Annotated in this window: 20 protein-coding genes; 13 read left to right on the forward strand and 7 right to left on the reverse strand. The window is 43.6% G+C overall.

The window, feature by feature from the left end; all coding sequences use genetic code 11:
• Window positions 1-109 precede the first annotated feature (109 nt).
• Complete coding sequence (locus DSL64_RS04290) at window positions 110-1,249, forward strand: acyl-CoA dehydrogenase family protein (protein ID WP_115829413.1); 1,140 nt, start codon at window positions 110-112, stop codon at window positions 1,247-1,249.
• Here the strand turns inward: DSL64_RS04290 and DSL64_RS04295 are convergent.
• Together DSL64_RS04295 and DSL64_RS04300 are read right to left on the reverse strand one after the other, a co-directional pair.
• A complete protein-coding gene (locus DSL64_RS04295) occupies window positions 1,236-2,606 on the reverse strand; it encodes a glycoside hydrolase 5 family protein (RefSeq protein ID WP_229216951.1) in 1,371 nt (456 codons plus the stop codon). The genes DSL64_RS04290 and DSL64_RS04295 overlap by 14 nt on opposite strands.
• A gap of 108 nt (window positions 2,607-2,714) precedes the next feature.
• Complete coding sequence (locus DSL64_RS04300; protein WP_115829415.1) at window positions 2,715-2,906, reverse strand: hypothetical protein; 192 nt, start codon at window positions 2,904-2,906, stop codon at window positions 2,715-2,717.
• Window positions 2,907-3,293: 387 nt separating this feature from the next.
• Here DSL64_RS04300 and DSL64_RS04305 point away from each other — a divergent pair, with 387 nt between their 5' ends.
• Window positions 3,294-3,587: a DUF5655 domain-containing protein gene (locus DSL64_RS04305; RefSeq protein WP_262512403.1), complete on the forward strand. Its 294-nt coding sequence runs from the start codon at window positions 3,294-3,296 to the stop codon at window positions 3,585-3,587.
• Here DSL64_RS04305 and DSL64_RS04310 read toward each other — a convergent pair.
• Window positions 3,581-4,552, reverse strand: coding sequence for a virulence RhuM family protein/type II toxin-antitoxin system death-on-curing family toxin (locus tag DSL64_RS04310; RefSeq protein WP_115829417.1), 972 nt, complete (start codon window positions 4,550-4,552; stop codon window positions 3,581-3,583). The two genes, DSL64_RS04305 and DSL64_RS04310, sit on opposite strands and share 7 nt — an antisense overlap.
• Window positions 4,553-4,717: 165 nt before the next feature.
• Window positions 4,718-4,897 (reverse strand): zinc-ribbon domain-containing protein, encoded by a 180-nt coding sequence (locus DSL64_RS29515; RefSeq protein ID WP_374755818.1) that lies wholly within the window; start codon window positions 4,895-4,897, stop codon window positions 4,718-4,720.
• 213 nt (window positions 4,898-5,110) lie between these two features.
• Between DSL64_RS29515 and DSL64_RS04315 the strand changes: the two genes are divergently transcribed.
• The 7 genes from DSL64_RS04315 to DSL64_RS04345 all read left to right on the forward strand — a co-directional run bounded on the left by DSL64_RS04315 (window position 5,111) and on the right by DSL64_RS04345 (window position 10,605).
• Window positions 5,111-5,998, forward strand: a complete 888-nt coding sequence (locus tag DSL64_RS04315) for an AraC family transcriptional regulator (RefSeq protein WP_115829418.1) — start codon at window positions 5,111-5,113, stop codon at window positions 5,996-5,998.
• A gap of 57 nt (window positions 5,999-6,055) precedes the next feature.
• Window positions 6,056-7,039 carry a type I glyceraldehyde-3-phosphate dehydrogenase gene (locus DSL64_RS04320; RefSeq protein WP_115829419.1) on the forward strand — a complete coding sequence of 328 codons (984 nt, stop codon included), beginning with the start codon at window positions 6,056-6,058 and terminating at the stop codon, window positions 7,037-7,039.
• A gap of 29 nt (window positions 7,040-7,068) precedes the next feature.
• On the forward strand, window positions 7,069-7,689 hold the full coding sequence (locus tag DSL64_RS04325) for a pyridoxamine 5'-phosphate oxidase family protein (protein WP_115829583.1): 621 nt from the start codon (window positions 7,069-7,071) through the stop codon (window positions 7,687-7,689).
• A gap of 256 nt (window positions 7,690-7,945) precedes the next feature.
• Window positions 7,946-8,929 carry a biotin synthase BioB gene (bioB, locus tag DSL64_RS04330; protein ID WP_115829420.1) on the forward strand — a complete coding sequence of 328 codons (984 nt, stop codon included), beginning with the start codon at window positions 7,946-7,948 and terminating at the stop codon, window positions 8,927-8,929.
• A 213-nt stretch (window positions 8,930-9,142) separates the two neighbouring features.
• Window positions 9,143-9,751: a DNA alkylation repair protein gene (locus tag DSL64_RS04335; RefSeq protein WP_115829584.1), complete on the forward strand. Its 609-nt coding sequence runs from the start codon at window positions 9,143-9,145 to the stop codon at window positions 9,749-9,751.
• 1 nt (window position 9,752) lies between these two features.
• A complete protein-coding gene (locus DSL64_RS04340; protein WP_115829421.1) occupies window positions 9,753-10,265 on the forward strand; it encodes a ClbS/DfsB family four-helix bundle protein in 513 nt (170 codons plus the stop codon).
• 13 nt (window positions 10,266-10,278) lie between these two features.
• Window positions 10,279-10,605, forward strand: a complete 327-nt coding sequence (locus DSL64_RS04345; RefSeq protein WP_115829422.1) for a hypothetical protein — start codon at window positions 10,279-10,281, stop codon at window positions 10,603-10,605.
• A gap of 241 nt (window positions 10,606-10,846) precedes the next feature.
• Here DSL64_RS04345 and DSL64_RS04350 read toward each other — a convergent pair whose 3' ends face one another.
• The 3 genes from DSL64_RS04350 to DSL64_RS04360 form a co-directional block, all read right to left on the reverse strand.
• A complete protein-coding gene (locus tag DSL64_RS04350) occupies window positions 10,847-11,632 on the reverse strand; it encodes a hypothetical protein (protein ID WP_115829423.1) in 786 nt (261 codons plus the stop codon).
• An 11-nt stretch (window positions 11,633-11,643) separates the two neighbouring features.
• Window positions 11,644-13,461 (reverse strand): amidohydrolase family protein, encoded by a 1,818-nt coding sequence (locus DSL64_RS04355; RefSeq protein ID WP_115829424.1) that lies wholly within the window; start codon window positions 13,459-13,461, stop codon window positions 11,644-11,646.
• Between the two features lie 148 nt (window positions 13,462-13,609).
• Window positions 13,610-14,446 (reverse strand): helix-turn-helix domain-containing protein, encoded by an 837-nt coding sequence (locus DSL64_RS04360; RefSeq protein WP_115829425.1) that lies wholly within the window; start codon window positions 14,444-14,446, stop codon window positions 13,610-13,612.
• 118 nt (window positions 14,447-14,564) lie between these two features.
• On the opposite strand from DSL64_RS04360, the gene DSL64_RS04365 reads away from it, so the two are divergent.
• The 4 genes from DSL64_RS04365 (at window position 14,565) to DSL64_RS04380 (ending at window position 17,795) form a co-directional block, all read left to right on the forward strand.
• Window positions 14,565-15,443, forward strand: coding sequence for a 3-keto-disaccharide hydrolase (locus DSL64_RS04365; RefSeq protein ID WP_115829426.1), 879 nt, complete (start codon window positions 14,565-14,567; stop codon window positions 15,441-15,443).
• Window positions 15,444-15,469: 26 nt separating this feature from the next.
• Window positions 15,470-15,868 carry a Dabb family protein gene (locus tag DSL64_RS04370; protein WP_115829427.1) on the forward strand — a complete coding sequence of 133 codons (399 nt, stop codon included), beginning with the start codon at window positions 15,470-15,472 and terminating at the stop codon, window positions 15,866-15,868.
• 214 nt (window positions 15,869-16,082) lie between these two features.
• The gene (locus DSL64_RS04375; RefSeq protein WP_115829428.1) at window positions 16,083-16,673 is read left to right on the forward strand and encodes an RNA polymerase sigma factor; all 591 of its coding nucleotides are present in this window, start codon (window positions 16,083-16,085) and stop codon (window positions 16,671-16,673) included.
• Between the two features lie 129 nt (window positions 16,674-16,802).
• Window positions 16,803-17,795 carry a FecR family protein gene (locus DSL64_RS04380; protein WP_115829429.1) on the forward strand — a complete coding sequence of 331 codons (993 nt, stop codon included), beginning with the start codon at window positions 16,803-16,805 and terminating at the stop codon, window positions 17,793-17,795.
• The last annotated feature ends 88 nt before the right edge of the window (window positions 17,796-17,883 follow it).

The raw sequence follows: 17,883 nt of genomic DNA on the forward strand, positions 1-17,883 counted from the left end.
TTGTGTTTTGCGCACTTCATTAAAACTTTGTACCAGTCCACGATGGCGCCATGCATGTTGGTCGGTACGATAATTTTAACAGGCTGGCAGACTTGCTTAAATCAGAATCATGGACGACAATTCTCTACACTACCTCGTTGAAAAAATAAGGATCCAGGCGCAAATAACTGATCTTCAGGAGCTGTTTCCACACAAAGAATTAGGGTGGATCCGTGATTCGCAATTACTGAGTATGCCGATTTGCAGTCAAACAATGGGACTCAGAAAGGGCAGCTCTCAACTGATTGACGTTTTGAAATTAATGGGTGGAGCAAGCTTACCCGTCGGTCGTATTTACGAAGGACATGTGAACGCTTTGCAGCTCATTAATGTGTATGCAGACCAGGAACAGAAAAATACTCTTTTCTCTGATATTATCAATCGCCAGCTATTACTTGGTGTGTGGAATACGCAACAGGCCGATGGGGTGGTGATCCGGCAAATAGAGGAAGGTAAATACAGACTTGAAGGCTGTAAGACTTTTTGCTCAGGAGGGCATTGGATTCAACTACCGATGATTACAGGACAGCTGATTTCAAAACAAACGAATGGTTGGCAGATGTGCATCATTCCGCTGGAGAAGGTAAAGCGAATTAGTGTGGATAGCAGCGGATGGAAACCGCTTGGGATGCGCGCATCTGCCAGCTACAAAATGGACTTCACAGGAATTGTTATAGATAGGAATGATTTGATCGGACAGGTCAGTGATTATTACCGGCAGCCTTATTTTTCTGCTGGAGCGTTGCGCTTTGCTGCTGTCCAGCTTGGGGCAGTTCAGATGATATTGCAAGAAACCCACCGTTTTTTGAAAGATTCCGGACGTGCGGATGACACATTCCAAAAAATAAGGATTGCTGAAATGGCCACTCTCGTCGAAACGGGGAATTTATGGGTCAGCCGGGCGACTGTGCTTACAGATCTGTGGCAAGGCGCCTGCCGCCATACAGAAAGTTTGCTTGCCTATGTGAACATGACCAGATCAGTGATTGCGGAAACTTGTATCAGATGTATGGATTTGGCTGAGCGTTCTGTGGGTATAAGTGCTTTAATGCAACCTCACCCGCTGGAAAGGATACACCGGGACCTGACTACCTATTTGAAGCAGCCTGCGCCTGATGCTGCAGTATTATCAACAGGCACATACGTATTAAATCAACAGGATGTAAATTCAATGTGGGCAGACTCCGATTGTTCAATCAGACCCTGCTGATGGCGATCGCTACATTATCAGACAGTTTATAGTCAATCTCTAAATTTTCATCAGCGATGGTTTTGCATATCATTTCTAGGTGGCCTGTCTGCGTGTCCCAAAAATGAATCTGATAGTTCCCCGGGCTCAGACCGTACACGGATAATTCAAATATAACCACTGCATCTTGTCTTTCCTTACCTTTGCAATTCTCGGGACTAACCAACCATAGAACCGCCTGATTTGCATCTGCACATCCCAGCACATTTATCGTTTTACTGGATTTTATCTGTGAGTTGATTGCTCTTCTTTTAAAATGCTTCCAGTCAATCAGCTCTGTAAAACGTGCCATATTAAGCTGAGCTCTTCGCATGCCATGTGTCAGCGTATGAGGATGCCTGTAGGGCCATCTCATACCCCCTCCGGCGGCTCCGGATGAAAGATGTGCCCACTGCATGTAGAGAAAATATTTATCGTCAAATGTTTCAGCGAGCCCTTTTTTGTTCTTGCTAAAATAGGTAATAGGGCCATGTTCACTATCTAAGAATGGTCTATTGTCTTCAATATCCAATATGGACGCCTTCACTATTTCTGCTGTGGCACAGGCAGCTGCGTATGCATTCGAAGGATAATCGATTGAAGATTTCTGATACATATGGATAGATGCGAAATCAAGTAAAGGATGTTTGAAGATGACATCTGTCATCTGATGGGCTTGTAGTGTAGGTGCGAAAACGGAAACTGTTTGCAGGTGTGATTTGTGATAAAGGCGCATCTCGGTCTGACGGATGTGTATGCTGATTTCGCAAATGTAATTGTTTAGCAGCAGCAGATCTTTACCGGCATGTTTCGGATCGATTTCATTCCACAAATCCCATCCGAACAATACACCGCTTCCGCCCCAGCGTTCAATAAAGAAGGTGAATCTATTTTTACTTGCAGCTATCATATCAGGCGATGAGAGCCACTGGTATTTGCTTGCACAGGGACCACCCAGGCGCTTGTTATAAGGATGGTATCTCCATCTTCTGGCCATCCAGAAGGTGTCAAACGGAGTGATCAACAGGCGGATGCTATACTTTTCACAGAGCGCGAACATATCATCCCAAAACCGGACCATATTTGGTTGGAACCTGCCTACCGGGTTTTCCAGGTAACGATGTTGGGTTTGACAGTATTCCATCATCATACGGATACACGTGACGCCGTGCTTTGCAAGAAAAGCCATGTGCCGTTCTGTATGTGAAAAGTCATGACGGCCAAACAAACTCTGAAAATCAGGCCAGGTGATTGCATCATTTTGTCCGACAGGCGTCCAGCTTTTATTATTTTCTGTTTTAAAGTAGGGCGAATTCTCACAGACCTTTATCCACGGCATACTGCTTTGGCTGTCTGACTGTATGATTAAATCAATAGGTTGCATCAGATTTGAAGTGTATCAATCAATTTCCGGTATTTATCTGCCTGACTTTCAAAATTTCTAATGCTACGTCTCGTAGATCAGTTTAAGAGATTCCAAATCGTCGAGGTCTTTTGCATAAGTCGGTTCCGCTATGTACGCCCGATCGAGCTCAGGCAACAATTTATGCAGCTTCTGCAATGACTGTGCGTTTTCTTGGTACTCATACCGTTTCAGCATTGTTGCGTAGCTTTTTTTCAAATTGTTTTCATACGCCATTTTAGCTCCATGATTTATTGGCGAAGTTGGTTTACAAATATGGTGCCCTGGATTCATGGATAATGTTGTCTGGGAAATTTGGATCGCTAAGCTGATCGTTATCAGGTAGCTATTGTAGGGGCGGAAGTATACAAGAAGCCGGTGTTTGTCAAAGATATTTAGCAGAACAGTGGTAGTGGTTTGAAGGTATTCTGCTAAAACTAATTCAAAATGAGAGGCTTTCGGTAGGGAAATTACAGCTATTGTACAACTGTAGCGAATCCATGCTGCAAGCAATTTAGCTACAGGATGGATCTACCTATAAATGAAAATGTCACTGGCCGTTGCCTTCAGCAGCGCCATATTCATCAGTCCTGTAAGAGTAATGCTCTATGAGAGAAGTGATGTTTGATTCGTGGAAGTTCATTCCTCAATCTTGGTGCTGAATTTGAGATTAAACCTCAAAACATGGTTATTGGCTTTAAGCACAAGGGGAAAGTATGTGCTGATGTGCTGGTTTTGAAATCGGAACTCAAATTTTGGATTAATTTAAAATTCGGAAACCTGGATGACCCTAAGAAATTGTCAAGAGATATTTCCAATATCGGGCAATGGGGTAATGGCGACTATGAATTCAGGGTGTCGGATACTGCTAATCCTGAATATATTATGAGCCTGATTAAGCAGGCTGTAAATTACTGATTCCGATTGAGCACACTAATAATCAACTTCTTAACCGTATCCATTTCCTCCGGCTTGCTGGCAGCGGCAAAAAGTGTTAAGCTGGCAAGCGCCTCATTACTAATGAGCAGATTTCCGTATTTTGACTGTAACAAACCATTCACTTCCAGGAATAGCAAAAAACAAGCTGCGGCGATTCGTTTGTTGCCATCCACAAATGAGTGATTCTTGATGATCAGATAGAGTAATGTAGCCGCCTTTTCTTCGATGGAAGGATAAAAGTCAACATCTCCGAAACCTTTGCTAATCTGTGCAACGGAGCTTTTGAAGCTATCGTCCTTTTCTTTTCCAAAAACAGAAGACTCAAATTCGCTTCTCATGGCTTCAATGACGTTTTGGTAGTCTGGTAATTCCGGGTATGTTGCCGGATGCGTGTTTCTGCCTTTCTGATCAAGATTTTCATGATCATAGTCGTCCAGAAGTTCAAGACCTTTTGCAAATTGGTCAAGCCATGCGATATCAGGATCTCCGATCTTTGTTTCAATGGCTCTGCTTAGAATACGGATTCCATCTTTCAGGGTTTGAACCTGCTGTTGTTTTTGAGCCAGTCGTTTTTCGTTGATGGCATAACCCTGTATTAGGTAGTCTTTTAAACGCTGGGTAGCCCAGATCCGGAAGTTGGTAGCTTTATTAGAGTTTACTCTGTATCCGATTGATAGGATCATGTCCAGGTTATAAACGTCCACTTGTCTAACAACCTGCCGTTTGCCTTCTGTTTGAACTATTTCCATTTTGGAAATAGTTGCGTCCGGTTTAAGCTCTCCGTCATTCAAGATATTTTTGATGTGCTTGTTAATCGCTGGTACCTCTGTGCCAAATAAAGAGGCAATTTGTTTTTGACTTAACCAAATGGTTTCGTCTCTGACAATTACCTCAATATGGCTTTGTCCGTCATTGTTCTGATAAATTTCTATTTGATTCTCCATGCTAAGATTTGATTGCGTCGAAGTTAGCGAAAAGCTGATAAAGGAAAAGTGACTAATAAAATTGAGGTATTTTTGACAGGTGCAATGCCAAACGATAATTTTTTTTGATGTTGAAAATGACAGACTTTGGTGTCAATTCGGACAAAATACCTCCACCAACTCATCCTACCTGATCACAAGCACAAAAATCCCGTAAATAACCAAAATCAGAAAGAGCACAGTAATAATGATCGCGCTTGACCTGAAAACAAATTGACTGGGCTCTCTTTCTCCGCAATGCGGACAAAATTCGGCGTTGGCAGACACTGGTTTTCTGCAGGTTCGGCATGTAATCAAGTTTGACATATCGTAGTCTGGTTTTTACTAAATAAAATAAGAATAACCCCATTCTGGTAATTTTATTTACCAACGGTCAACTGATGGCAACAAAGGGCAGATTCCGGACGTGGCGAATTATTATCAATCGTTATGACCATCAGGAACAGATGTTTTCTCTGGCTATCACAGATCTCTTGCTTTTCCAACCCATCCGCCTATTTTTGAAAGAAAAACAACTTAATGGTTTTTGAAAATTCGAACGAAATTCTAAGTCTTTATGACCTGGGGCCGGATGACAGCGGTTTGGTTTATGACGTGCGTAATACTGATATGACTTTTATCTGGAATGTGGGCGGCCGTATGAACATTACCGTGGACAAGGTCAGCTTTCACCTTCAAAAAAATCAGATCATTTTCTTAACAGAATTTCACAGGGTTGATCATATCGAAATCGAATCGGCAAGGATGGTCAGGTTCAATCAGCCGTTTTACTGTGTGGTGAATCATGACAATGAGGTAGGTAGTAAGGGACTTTTGTTTTTCGGGGCTGACGGGGTACCTATTATCACTGTGCAGGATGAAATGATCCGGGATTTTGAGCTGTCCTGGGAAAGTTTCCGTGCTGAAATGTATAAAACCGATATTCTGCAACAGGAAATGCTGCAGGCTATCCTGAAACGAATGCTGATTCTTTCAGTAAGAATATTAAGACAGTCGAGCAATATCAGCAAGCTCGACAAAAGTCAGGGAGAGATTGTCAGGGAATTCAATTATCTGGTCGATAAGCATTTTGCTTCTCACCATAATGTAGCTTTTTATGCCTCTCAGCTTAATAAATCACCCAAAACACTCTCGAATCTTTTCTCTTTGGTTTCCAACCGCACGCCGCTCAGTATCATCCATGACCGAATCATGACGCACGCTAAAAGACAGATCAACTATAGCAATTTGTCGATAAAGGAAATCGCCTACGAACTGGGTTATGACGATATCCAGACGTTCAGCCGCTTTTTTAAAGGTAAAGAGGGCGTCTCACCCGGGCATTACAGGGAGCAGTCAGGGCAAACCTTACAACAAAAGGAAGAATTGACAACAAAACAGGAATTATTGCCTATCAAAAACATATAGATATGATGCAACTTTGAGTCATTAAATCAAAAGGATTTTTTACTCAAAAACAGTATCATGAAAAAAATAGCAATTAATGGATTTGGCCGCATCGGCCGTGCTGCATTAAAGATTATCTTCGAAAACAATGATCTGGAACTGGTGGCTGTCAATGACCTGATGAGCATTGAAAACGCTGCTTATCTGCTTAAGTACGATAGTAACTACGGGAAATATGAGAAACAGGTCAGCGTGGAGGGAGACACCATCGTGGTAGCAGGAAAGGCAGTGAAATACCATAGTATCAGGGAAATTGAGAACCTTCCCTGGAAATCGCTGGGTGTGGATGTGGTAATAGAAAGCACAGGTTTTTTTACCAACAACGCCGACGCTGAAAAACACATTACTTCCGGAGCAAAATTTGTGGTGATTTCCGGCCCGACAAAGGACACACCGACGATTGTTCACGGCGTAAATACAGAAGAAGGAAAGGTGTCAATTTTCTCCTGCGCGAGCTGTACTACCAATAGCATCAGTCCTGTGATAGAGATACTGGGCCGAAAACTGGGTATCAAAAAAGCAATTCTGAATACAACACACGCCTACACAGCTTCACAGACGCTGGTAGACGCACCTTCTAAAAGAGAACCGCGTATGGGCCGTGCCGCGGGGATCAATCTGGCGCCGGCTGCCACCGGAGCAGCGATTGCTACAACAAAGGCATTACCCCAATATGCGGGTAAGTTTGATGGCATCGCAGTCCGTGTTCCGGTTGCATTAGGCTCTATTTCAGATATTACATTTATCGCCGAACGTGACACGACTGTCGAGGAAATCAATCAGATTCTCACCGAGGAAGCAGCCACAGAACGTTATGCGCAGGTGGTAGCTGTAACTGACGAACCCCTTGTTTCTACAGACATTGCCAAAAGCACTTTCGCTGCAACAGTAGACCTTGAAATGACACGTGTAGTGGATGGTGATCTGGTAAAGGTGATGGCCTGGTATGATAACGAATGGGGATTTACCAGCCAGATGATCAGACAGATCCAGTCGCTTTAATGGACAACCCAACCCTCATCAACCCGGATATGAATTACTCAAAGCTCGCATTTACCGAACAGATCAAGGCCATTCAGGAAAGAATGGGGAGTCGCAATACCTACGACAGGGTGGAAAAGATGAGTTTCAGGGAAGGGTTGACCGGGGTTGAAGCGAACTTCATCGGCCATATGGATAGCTTCTACATGGCCTCCCAGGGGGAAAATGACTTCCCGTATATTCAGCACCGCGGTGGGCCAGCAGGGTTTGTCAGGATTATTGACAACGAAACTATCGGATTTGTCGACTTCGGAGGAAACCGGCAATATATCTCGGTCGGCAATATTTCGGGTAATCCAAAAGTGTCTTTGATTTTCGTTTCCTACCCCATGCAGGCGCGGTTGAAGATTTATGCAGAAGCAGAAGTCATAGAGATCAGAGACAATCCTGATCTCTATGATCTTCTCCGGCCTGATAACTATAAGTTCAAACCTGAAAGGATGCTGATTTTTCACATCAAGGCCTATGACTGGAACTGTCCGCAACATATCACGCCCCGGTATACGCGACAGGAAATCGAGCCGATCTTGGAAGAGCAGAATGAGTATGTACTGGAACTTCAGAAGGAAATACAGAATCTGAAAAACAAATTGTTGCAGGTTGGGAGCTAAGTGGTTCTGGTGTTTAATTAGTTGTTTTTCTGTTGTTTATATGCATATTGTTGAGTCTTCAGTCAGATGCTGCTGCTGATGAAAATATCGTCCGGACTACCGGCTAAGTGAAAACTGGCACCATAGGCTCATCCGGCATGTGGATACTTTTGGAGCGAAAAGCTACTGGTTTCTTCTTTGTTAACGCTTCGAAAAAGTAGTAGTGGCCGGCCTTGACAAATCAGGGATGGCATAACCAAAAAAGTGATTGCGAAGTATGAACAGCGATTTACAGATCAGGCATGACTGGACCATTGAGGAAATAGAAAAAATTTATAATCAGCCGTTGCTGGAGCTGGTATACCGGGCAGCTACCGTGCACCGGCATTACCACCCGGCCAATCAGGTGCAGGTATGTACGCTACTTTCGATCAAAACAGGAGGCTGCCCTGAAGATTGCGCCTATTGCGGTCAGGCAGCAAGGTACAACACCGGGATCACAGTGAAGCCGCTGATGTCGGCAGAGCAGGTGGTCGGCATTGCCCGAAGGGCCAAAGAAGCGGGATCTTCCAGATTCTGTATGGCAGCTGCATGGCGCGAAGTTCGTGATAACAGGGATTTTGACAATGTACTGGAAATGGTGCGCGGAGTCAATGAGCTGGGTCTTGAAGTATGCTGCACATTGGGAATGCTGTCGCAAAGCCAGGCCGATCGTTTGCAGTTGGCAGGTCTGCATGCCTACAATCATAATCTGGATACCTCTGAGAACCACTATGATGAAATCATCTCTACCCGTACTTTTGACGACAGACTCACTACCTTAAACCGTGTACGCAAAGCAGGGATATCCGTTTGTTCAGGTGGAATTATCGGGTTGGGAGAAACACATGCAGACCGTGTAAATATGTTGCATACACTTGCGACCCTTTCAAAGCACCCGGAATCAGTTCCTGTAAACGCGTTGGCGCGGGTGAGAGGCACCCCACTGGAAGAACTACCGAAAGTCGATACCTGGGAAATGGTGCGAATGATCGCTACAGCACGGATTATTATGCCAGCCTCAATGGTCAGGCTAAGTGCCGGCCGTTCAGAAATGAGTACGGAAGAGCAATCCTGGTGTTTTATGGCAGGCGCGAATTCTATCTTTACCAGCGAAAGTGACGAGCTTTTGGTAACCCCTAATCCCAGACTTGACGATGACCGGAAGATGTTCGAGCTGCTTGGTCTGATACCGATGTCCACAGATAAGCACTATGCCTAATTTGTTTCACCCGGTTTGATCGGATGACAGGTTATGTCGGTTTTGCCCGTTTTTCAATTTTAATGATATGGCTCATTTTTCAGGGAAAACTGGCATCGTAGTTTTGCTGATGATAAGAGAGAATGGTAGAATCGCAGAGTGGAGTACTCGGTGAGAAGCTCGCATGATTCACTCTGAGGGGCATTGATGTTGAATTCACAAGCAGGTTTTGATATGGATATACAAGATTTGTTATTGGAAATAAGGCAAGTCGAACATGGCTTTAAACATATAATAGAAGCCGGGGAGAAGATTCTGGCAGAACGGGATGTAAATCATTTCGATGTAGCTGTGGGCTTGCTGTCTGAAGAAAGTTATCAGCTGCGGATGCTGGGAACCCATCTACTAGGGGAATTGTCACCTGTTCAGCCGGGTGCTTTAAAAATTCTGCAAACACAGGTTGCGGCTGATCCCAACTGGCGCGTACAGGAAATGCTGGCCAAGGCATTTGATCATTATTGTCTGATCATAGGTTACGAACATGCTGTGCCGATAGTCAGGGAGTGGCTCAACATTGAAAATGTAAATGTGAACAGGGCAGTTGTTGAGGGATTGCGGATCTGGACAAGCAGGCCCTATTTCAATGCCAATCCTGAGATTGCCATAACATTGATAAGCCAGCACAAGGCAAACCAGAGTGACTACCTGAGAAAGTCAGTAGGGAATGCCCTGCGTGACATCAGGAAAAAATATCCGGCTCTGATTGATCATGAAACAGCAGGGTGGGATCTTACAGATATAAAGATCAAATTTACCCACAAGCTGGTATATAAAACTCAGTGATATGGCAGTCGCGGCGAATAAAGACGAATTAAGCAAGGCGATAAAAGATAATTATGCCAGGCTTAAAACAGAGTTAGAAGGCATTAGTCCGGAAATTGCGGGCATTCAGGAACTGGAAGGTCATTCGAAGGGGACATTGATGAGTATCCATAACCTGGTTGCATATCTTGTAGGTTGGGGGGAACTTGTACTGAAATGGAACCAGGGAAAGGATGACTCAATGGACGTGGATTTTCCTGAAACAGGCTTCGGATGGAACCAGCTGGGGAAGCTTGCACAGAAGTTTTATGGTGATTATAGTGATGAAACCTATCCGTCATTGCTCTGCAGATTGGATAAGGTTGTTGGTCAGGTCCTGAGCCTGGTGGATCAGAAAACAGATGAGCAGCTCTATGGTTTTCCCTGGTACGGGAAATGGACGCTGGGCAGAATGATACAGTTTAATACCTCTTCTCCCTACGCTAATGCCAGAGCACGGTTAAGAAAATGGAAAAGGGAAAAGAAACGAATTTAATCAGGCCACAACCTTGAAAAAACTAATCGTTATCAAGGCTATCCATACTTTGATATGGGTGTTTTTTAATATAGTAATCTTTTACATGTCCTACGCGGTCATTACAGACAACATGGACGGCCGGTTTTGGCTGGGGTATGTGTTTGTCATTATTGAGGGACTGGTGCTTGTGTGCTTCGGCTGGACTTGCCCTATCAGTATCATCGCAAGAAAATATACTGGTTCCCAAAGGGCAAATTTTGATATATATTTGCCTGAATGGCTGGCAGAGCATACCAAAACTATTTACACGTCAATTATGGCAGCGATTGTTTTGCTTACAATCTATCGCCTGCTATGAGGTCATGCTAAAAATTACAGCTTGTTATCCCCCTTTTTCAACAGTGGAAGTAAGGTTTTTTAGCCTGCACTTACCGTGAGTGAGGAAATCCCGTATTAAAGGGTTTGGTTATGTGATTACTGATTTTGAACCATAGCCAGGGCGTCTGCAATCTACATTGATGTCCACGGGTCCGTTGAGCCGGGTTCTCAGCCCAACGGTACATAAGTTGTCAGCCGGTCTTCAGATGGATTCTGCTTGTTTACTCAATAGGACTGATCAGGACTTCTACTTCATCTGATTCAGCTGCATCATCGGCGTTTGCCTCTGAAGGTTGCCTTGTCTTGTCGCGTATAGTCAACTCCATCTCAAAATCGACTTTTGGAGTAGTGTACCTGTGCTTGTTTACACCAATGGTATCAAAATCACCTCTAATCACAGTGTAGCTATTGACTATGGTGCCGATAGGTTTGTCTTCTACATTCTTCAGGTATTTGCCCACCAGGCCAGCAATGCTGCTGACCAGATCCAGTGCCACTGTTACCGGTGTTGCTTTGGAAGCCAGCGAGGCAATCTGGGTTACCAGCGATTTGTAATCTTCATCTCCCTTCACTTCCGCCATGATGGAAGCTGCTTCACGCAGTTTCTTTCTGGATTTAATAATTGAGCAGAACGCATGTATCTGATTCGGACTCTTGTCTGCTTCACTGGTTTTCTGCCAGTAATAAATCGTTTTGTTGATCGGCAGGTATTCATGGTCGCCGATTCTGGGAAATCCCTGAAGGTCTATACCGCCTACAAGCTGATTGCCTACATCACCGACTACCACCACCAAACAATACAGATTCGCTCTGCCGGGAAACAGCGGTACTTTGGCTGTGTTGTTATCTTTGATGTACGGCGGAAGAATTCTGAGTTCCACTCCGCTGACTGACGATGAGTTTGCTATATCGCCATGTATCGTCGCAGGAGCTGTTGCCGCCGCCGGTTTTGCTTCCGGAAGAGGGGTTTGATAAATAATGTCGTTGGAAAAGAATTGAATAGCCATCTTTTTCAGGGTTAAATTTTCAGGTTCAGAAATGTTCTGGGGTTCAGTCTTGCAATCTGGTCGAACTCCTCAGTAGATAGTCCGTTCATCATTTCTGCAAGCATTTGTTTATCAGATTTGTGATTTCTTACAACATAAAAGTCAGTTCCGTAAAGTACTTTTCTGCGCAGCTCCGGATGACACAAAGTCTGTTTAAGCAGTGGCAGGATCTTTTGAGTATCGTGCAGGATATAGCTGATGTCGGCATACACATTCGGGTGTTGTAGCATCATACTGCATATCAGCGAGTACCAGTCGGCGTACTTCCAGAGCTTCTCAGGTTTGCGCCTGTCGGGTGTTTTTCCGTTTTCGGAAATGAAGGATATGCCTCTGAGGGGATACCTTTGTAGCTGTTGTCCCCAGCTGTCCCTGTCGCGTTCGAAGTATTTGAGCCATTCGTCTTCTCCACCAAAGTGCCCGAAACAGATTTTTAGCTCTTCCAGTCCGCAGGAAATAGTGCCCCTCTGCTGATCATAACCAAAGAGCTGCTTTACTTTCGGATCCTGTGATTTTGCCACGATAACCGCCAGCCATTCTCTTTTTAAAAGGCACGCATAGTTCATAGGATGTGTGAAAATTTCCTGAACGTCAATGGGTTTGGTTTGCTTGAAAAGCAGCGGTCTGAAGTGTTCTGCAACAGAAGGGGTATCGTCCTGGTTTCCTTCATATTGTTCAAATACAGGATGCTGGTCCCAATCTTTCTTTTTGTCGCCGCGGTAGAAAATCGTTCCCCGGATGCAGTGGGTCATGATCGGTAAATTATTGTCGGCTGCATATTTCCATAAAGCCAGCAGGCGCTCATCAAAAACATGATAACCAAGAGCGGGATATATTTTGAAGCCACTGAATTTGTGCACTTCGATATAAGTTTTGATAAAACAGGGTCTCAGCTTTACTTTATTATCCTGAATTTCATAATCGAAAAATAGCTCTTTACTTTCAACAGAGCGCTCATCGGTAATACGGCGGGGATCCACAAAAATAAAAGGATAGATAAAATCCTTGTGATTGGCTTTTACCCTTGCCAGTTCCTTCATTTGTGTTTCATAGGATTTTATCGGTTTTCCAGCTTTCATATATTCCATATCCATTGGAAGCACCACCATTGCACTGCCCTTCGGATATTGGCTGCGCAGACGTGAAAAGATCCGGAACTGGTCCTTATAGCGCGCCAGCATGACAATGTTGATATACCGGCTGATCAAAGCAAAGGTTTGCTTACCGGGAAGAATTTTAAAGAACCAGATCGTTCTTCTCATCAGAAAGATCAGCAGGTTTCTGCCTGAGGGAAAAAAGGTAAGCAGCAGAATCAACAGAACACTTTTCAAAAACCAGCTATTGGTGATAATCAGCATACCGGCGGATTCCAGCCAGCCAGTGAGCAGGTTGACGGCTTTAAAAAGGATATGCTGATCAGACTCTATGACCGGGAAATACAGCTTTTTAAGCTCGTAGAAGATACTTGCTGCAATAATGAGCCCGACTACGAATTTCACTGCACTCAATATCCTGGATCTTGCAATTCCGATCCTGATCCTGTACAGCGTCTGAATGAGGAGTATATACCATCTTTGGTATGGCCATTTGTATGGACTTGAATTACTGTTGAACCACCATTTGGCTGCGGGCACCAGCCAGCCCAGGCTGAATATACGGTGAAGCGGCTCAGGTATAAAGGTCTTGGCTAAATGGGGTGGTACATAATCTGAGGTGAATATATGCGTGTGGCAATTAATGACTGGATGCTTTGAATCTGCTCCGACTGATTCATGTCTTGGGTCGGTTGTCATGCGTGATTTAAGTTAAACAGAAGGGAATATAATTAAAATATTCTATTCCCGGTGAGAATCTAAGCCTGATTCGTCAAACTACTTATCAACCGGAATTGCGGCAACTGCGCAGGTGTAGGAATGCTGTAAGCAGACCGGCCCGCAGATATTAATTCCTTTTCCTGAATGCCGAAGGCGTGCTCCCATTGTATTTTCGGAACTGTTTGCAGAGATGACTTTCATCGGTATAACCAAACTCATCGGCGATTTCTGTAAGCGTATGTTGGCTGTACAACAAGCGTGCTTCAATCAGTTTGATCCTGTGCCGGATAATATATTGTTTGAGTGGCTCACCGGTCTGGGCTTTGAAAAACAGACTGATATAAGCCGGAGAATAGTTGAACGTATGCGCAAGGTGGTCAATGCTGAGCAGTTCAGGTTGGTAAATATGCTGTTTGATATACAGCAGGATTGCTTCCACTGAATGCTTTTGTACCGGCTTTGCCGGCATATCGTTAAACAAATTTCGAGCCAGGATTACTAGCATAATGCGCATGATACTATCGCGGATCAATTCATAGTGGGCCGACTGGTCATTTACTGACTCTGCTTCCAATACAGTAAGCAGCTGATGCAGTTTCAGTTTCTCGTCCTTGTCGATCACAATGGATCCTCTGCTTTGCGAAGATGTGCCCAGCAGCATTGTAATAACCGACTGCCAGGGCTGCTCTTTTTCCTGAACTGCTTGTTTATGAATAGATTCATTGAAGCGGACAAAGCAAAATTCTGTGAGTTCTTCGATCACAAAATGATGAAAATCTTCGGGACCAAGCAGAAATATATCCCCGTCTGCATATTGATATTTATTGCCATTGATAAAATGCTGCCCATTGCCTTTCAGAATGAATATGATTTCGTAATACGTATGCTTATGTACAGCGTGTGCCCATTCACCGGTTTCAAAATGGTAAATGCTGAAAGGCGTATGCAGGGTATAGCGTTTCATAGGTTTTAATAATTCTATAAATCTACCGGTAATTAATGGATTTGTACAACAAATCAGAATCCAGGCATATCTAATTTTGGACTTATCCGACAAGTCATACCAGCTAAATAAAACATACATGCTCAAATATTTTACGCCAGCAGTCGCTATTTTCGTTTTCTTAACGCTTTCTACTTTCCCGGTCTATGGGCAATGGGTCCCGCTCCTGGATAAAAATATGTCTCAATGGCAAACTTATCTGAGTTACAGACACCAGAATAACTACAATGGAAATGTACCAAAGGGCGCTGATGGAAAGGAAATGGCCCCGGTAGGCTATGATAAAGATCCGTCGGGTGTATTTTCTGTACTCAATGAACCGGAAGGATTGGTACTCAGGGTGAGTGGGGAAATTTATGGTTGTATTTTTACAAAGCAGGAATTTGAAAATTACCATCTTAAACTTCAGTTCAAATGGGGCGAAAAAAAATATGAACCGCGCCTGAACAAATTAAAGGATTCAGGTATACTGTATCATTCCACAGGGCCCGCCGGGGCGGAATATTGGAGAACGTGGATGTTATCCCAGGAATTTCAAATTATGGAAGGACATATGGGCGATTATTGGTGCCAGGCTAATTCCGTTGTTGACATACGCTCTTTTCCGTCAGAAGGAGTCATGAGTGCAATAGCCGATGCAAATCAGCCCTACCGTACCTACAAATCAGGGTCAGATTATTACTGTATGCGTTCACAGGATTATGAAAGTCCGGCAGGAGATTGGAATACGCTGGAATTAATCTGTTATCAGGGAAAGAGTCTGCACATCGTGAACGGACATGTGGTGATGGTACTGCAAAACTCCGGTTATGTAAAACCCGATGGAGAAAGAGTGGCGATGATAAAAGGAAGAATTCAATTACAAAGTGAAGCAGCAGAAGCGTTTTTTAGGGATATCAATATCATGAAGCTCGATAGAATGCCGGAAGTTTATCAGAAGTTTTTTGAGAAGCTATAAATCATCATTAAATACACGATACAAAAATGGAGAATCAATCAAGAAGATCATTTGTAAAAAGCAGTGTTGCTGCAGGACTTGCTGTCACATTGCCGGTAAGTCTGAAGCCTAAAGAGACATTTGTGCATCACGTTTTATTTTATCTGAAAAATCCGTCCAGCGCCGAAGATAAAGCGAAACTCTATGAAGGATTAAACAAACTTGCTAAATGCCCGACCATTAAGCTGGTTCATATAGGTACGCCGGCAGCAACGACCCGCGAGGTAATCGAACGTAGCTACGCTTATTCGTGGCTATGCTTTTTTGACAGCGCTGCAGATGAGGAGGCTTATCAGAAACATCCGATACATGACGATTTTAGGAACAACTATGCACACTTGTGGGAGAAGGTAGTGATTTACGACGCTGTAGGAGAGAAGAGATAAGTAATCACTTATCCTGATAGGATTATAGAAAAAAGTGTGAAGAAGAATTTAATCTCTTCTTCACACTTTTTTCATGCAGGACATGCTGAAAGTTTAAATCTGGCATAAGATCATTTTTTAAAACTTTCCGATTATTAATTGAAATTTTGCAGGAAATGGGCGGATTTTTATAACTTGCTTGTCATTTTGACACATTATTTCAAATAATAATCTAATGCAGCTTTCTGAGCCGAATGATGAAGAAACTCTTCAATGGAGCAGACTCCGGAATGGAGAACAGCATGCGCTTGCCTATTTTTATGAAAAATATGCAGATGTCCTTTTGAAATACGGTTTGTCTGTTTCCTATCATCGGGAGCTGATCCAGGACTGTGTTCAGGAGTTGTTTATACAAATCTGGAACCGCAGACAAAATCTGTCTACCCCGCGCTCTGTGAAGTATTATCTTATTTCTTCTCTTCGCCGGATCATCATGGATGAGTTGGGAAGAGGCCGTCTGGCAACAGATTCTTTTCCTGAAGATTCATTGTCATTACTGGAACACGAAAGCCAGGATCGCGAAGAGATGGAAGAAAATCTCAACTCCAGGTTGATCCATGCAGTCAGGAGTTTGCCTGCCAGGCAGCAGGAAGTGGTATTTCTCCGCTATTTTGAAAGGATGAGCTATGATGATATTTCTTCGCTGACAGGTTTGGACTATCAGGTTCTGCGTAATACCATTCACCGCTCTATCAAGACCCTGCACAAGGAATTATCCCTCACCCTGGATTTACTGATGATTATTTTCTTGTCGGTAACGCTTTGAAATTTAAAAGGTTACTCTGGTTTTGTGATTTTTTTATAATTTTTTTATTTTTTGAAGGTTACAAAACCCGGACTTTTTCCTCTCTGTATTCAGACTTAGACAATTTGGCTTTACAATTGATTTATTCTAATGGACTATCGCTTTTTTGAACCGGAAGATTTTGCTGCCGATGATAATTTCCAGCACTGGATATTGCATCCTGACCAGCAGTCGGAAAATTTCTGGACAGAATGGCTGAGAGAGCATCCGGACAAGGTGCACACGGTTCGGAAAGCTGAATGGATTGTACGCAACATTACCTTTAAAGAAAGCTGGTCGGCGAGTGAAAGAGCGGATATATGGAGTAATATCCAGCAAGGAATCGCAGCAGAAGAGACGCCGGTAGTCCCTCTTTGGAGACGCTTTCAATGGTTTGCTGCTGCGAGTGTTCTGGTGGTGGCAGCTGCGGTCTGCCTATATATGTTCAGGTTTAAGTCAGTAGAGATTCATACCGCTTACGGCGAAATGAAAGAAGTAAAGCTGGCCGATGGTTCGTTGGTGAAACTGAATGCCAACTCTACGTTACGGTACGACAGAAACTTTCTGGACAAAGCGATCCGTGAAATTTGGATTGACGGCGAAGGGTATTTTGACGTAGCTAAAAGAGAGGTGAAAGGAAAACGGGTCCCTTTTCTGGTTCATGCCAACACGCTTGAAATCCAGGTTCTGGGAACAGCTTTTAATGTCAATAACCGTCATGGAAAAGTAGATGTAGCCCTGGAGCATGGTTCTGTAAAGATCACAGACGAGAAAGACCAGAATCAGGCCATACTTCTCAAACCCGGCGAAAAAGCGTCGCGAATTTCTCAGAAAGCTGAGATTGTAAAGCAGCAGGTGCAGATTGAGGAATATACATCATGGAAAAACAATGTCATACTCTTCAAGCGTAAGTCGCTGACAGATATAGCAGTGATGATGAAAGATATGTATAACCTGGATGTTGTAATAGATAATACAGAGCTGGCCGGAGAGACTTTCACCGGATCATTCCCGACAGATTCCGCTGAGGTCTTTTTCAAAAAGCTGGAGAAGATGTACCCGATGCAGATTTCAAAAGACGGCAACACATACCATCTGAAATAAACTTACACACATATTACATTTTTGCTGATGCCCCGAAAGGGACATGCTGATATTGATTTGTATTTCCAATACCCTTTTTACTTATAAA

Origin of the sequence: Dyadobacter luteus, from assembly GCF_003383615.1 — a bacterium.
GTDB classification, from domain to species: Bacteria; Bacteroidota; Bacteroidia; order Cytophagales; family Spirosomataceae; genus Dyadobacter; species Dyadobacter luteus.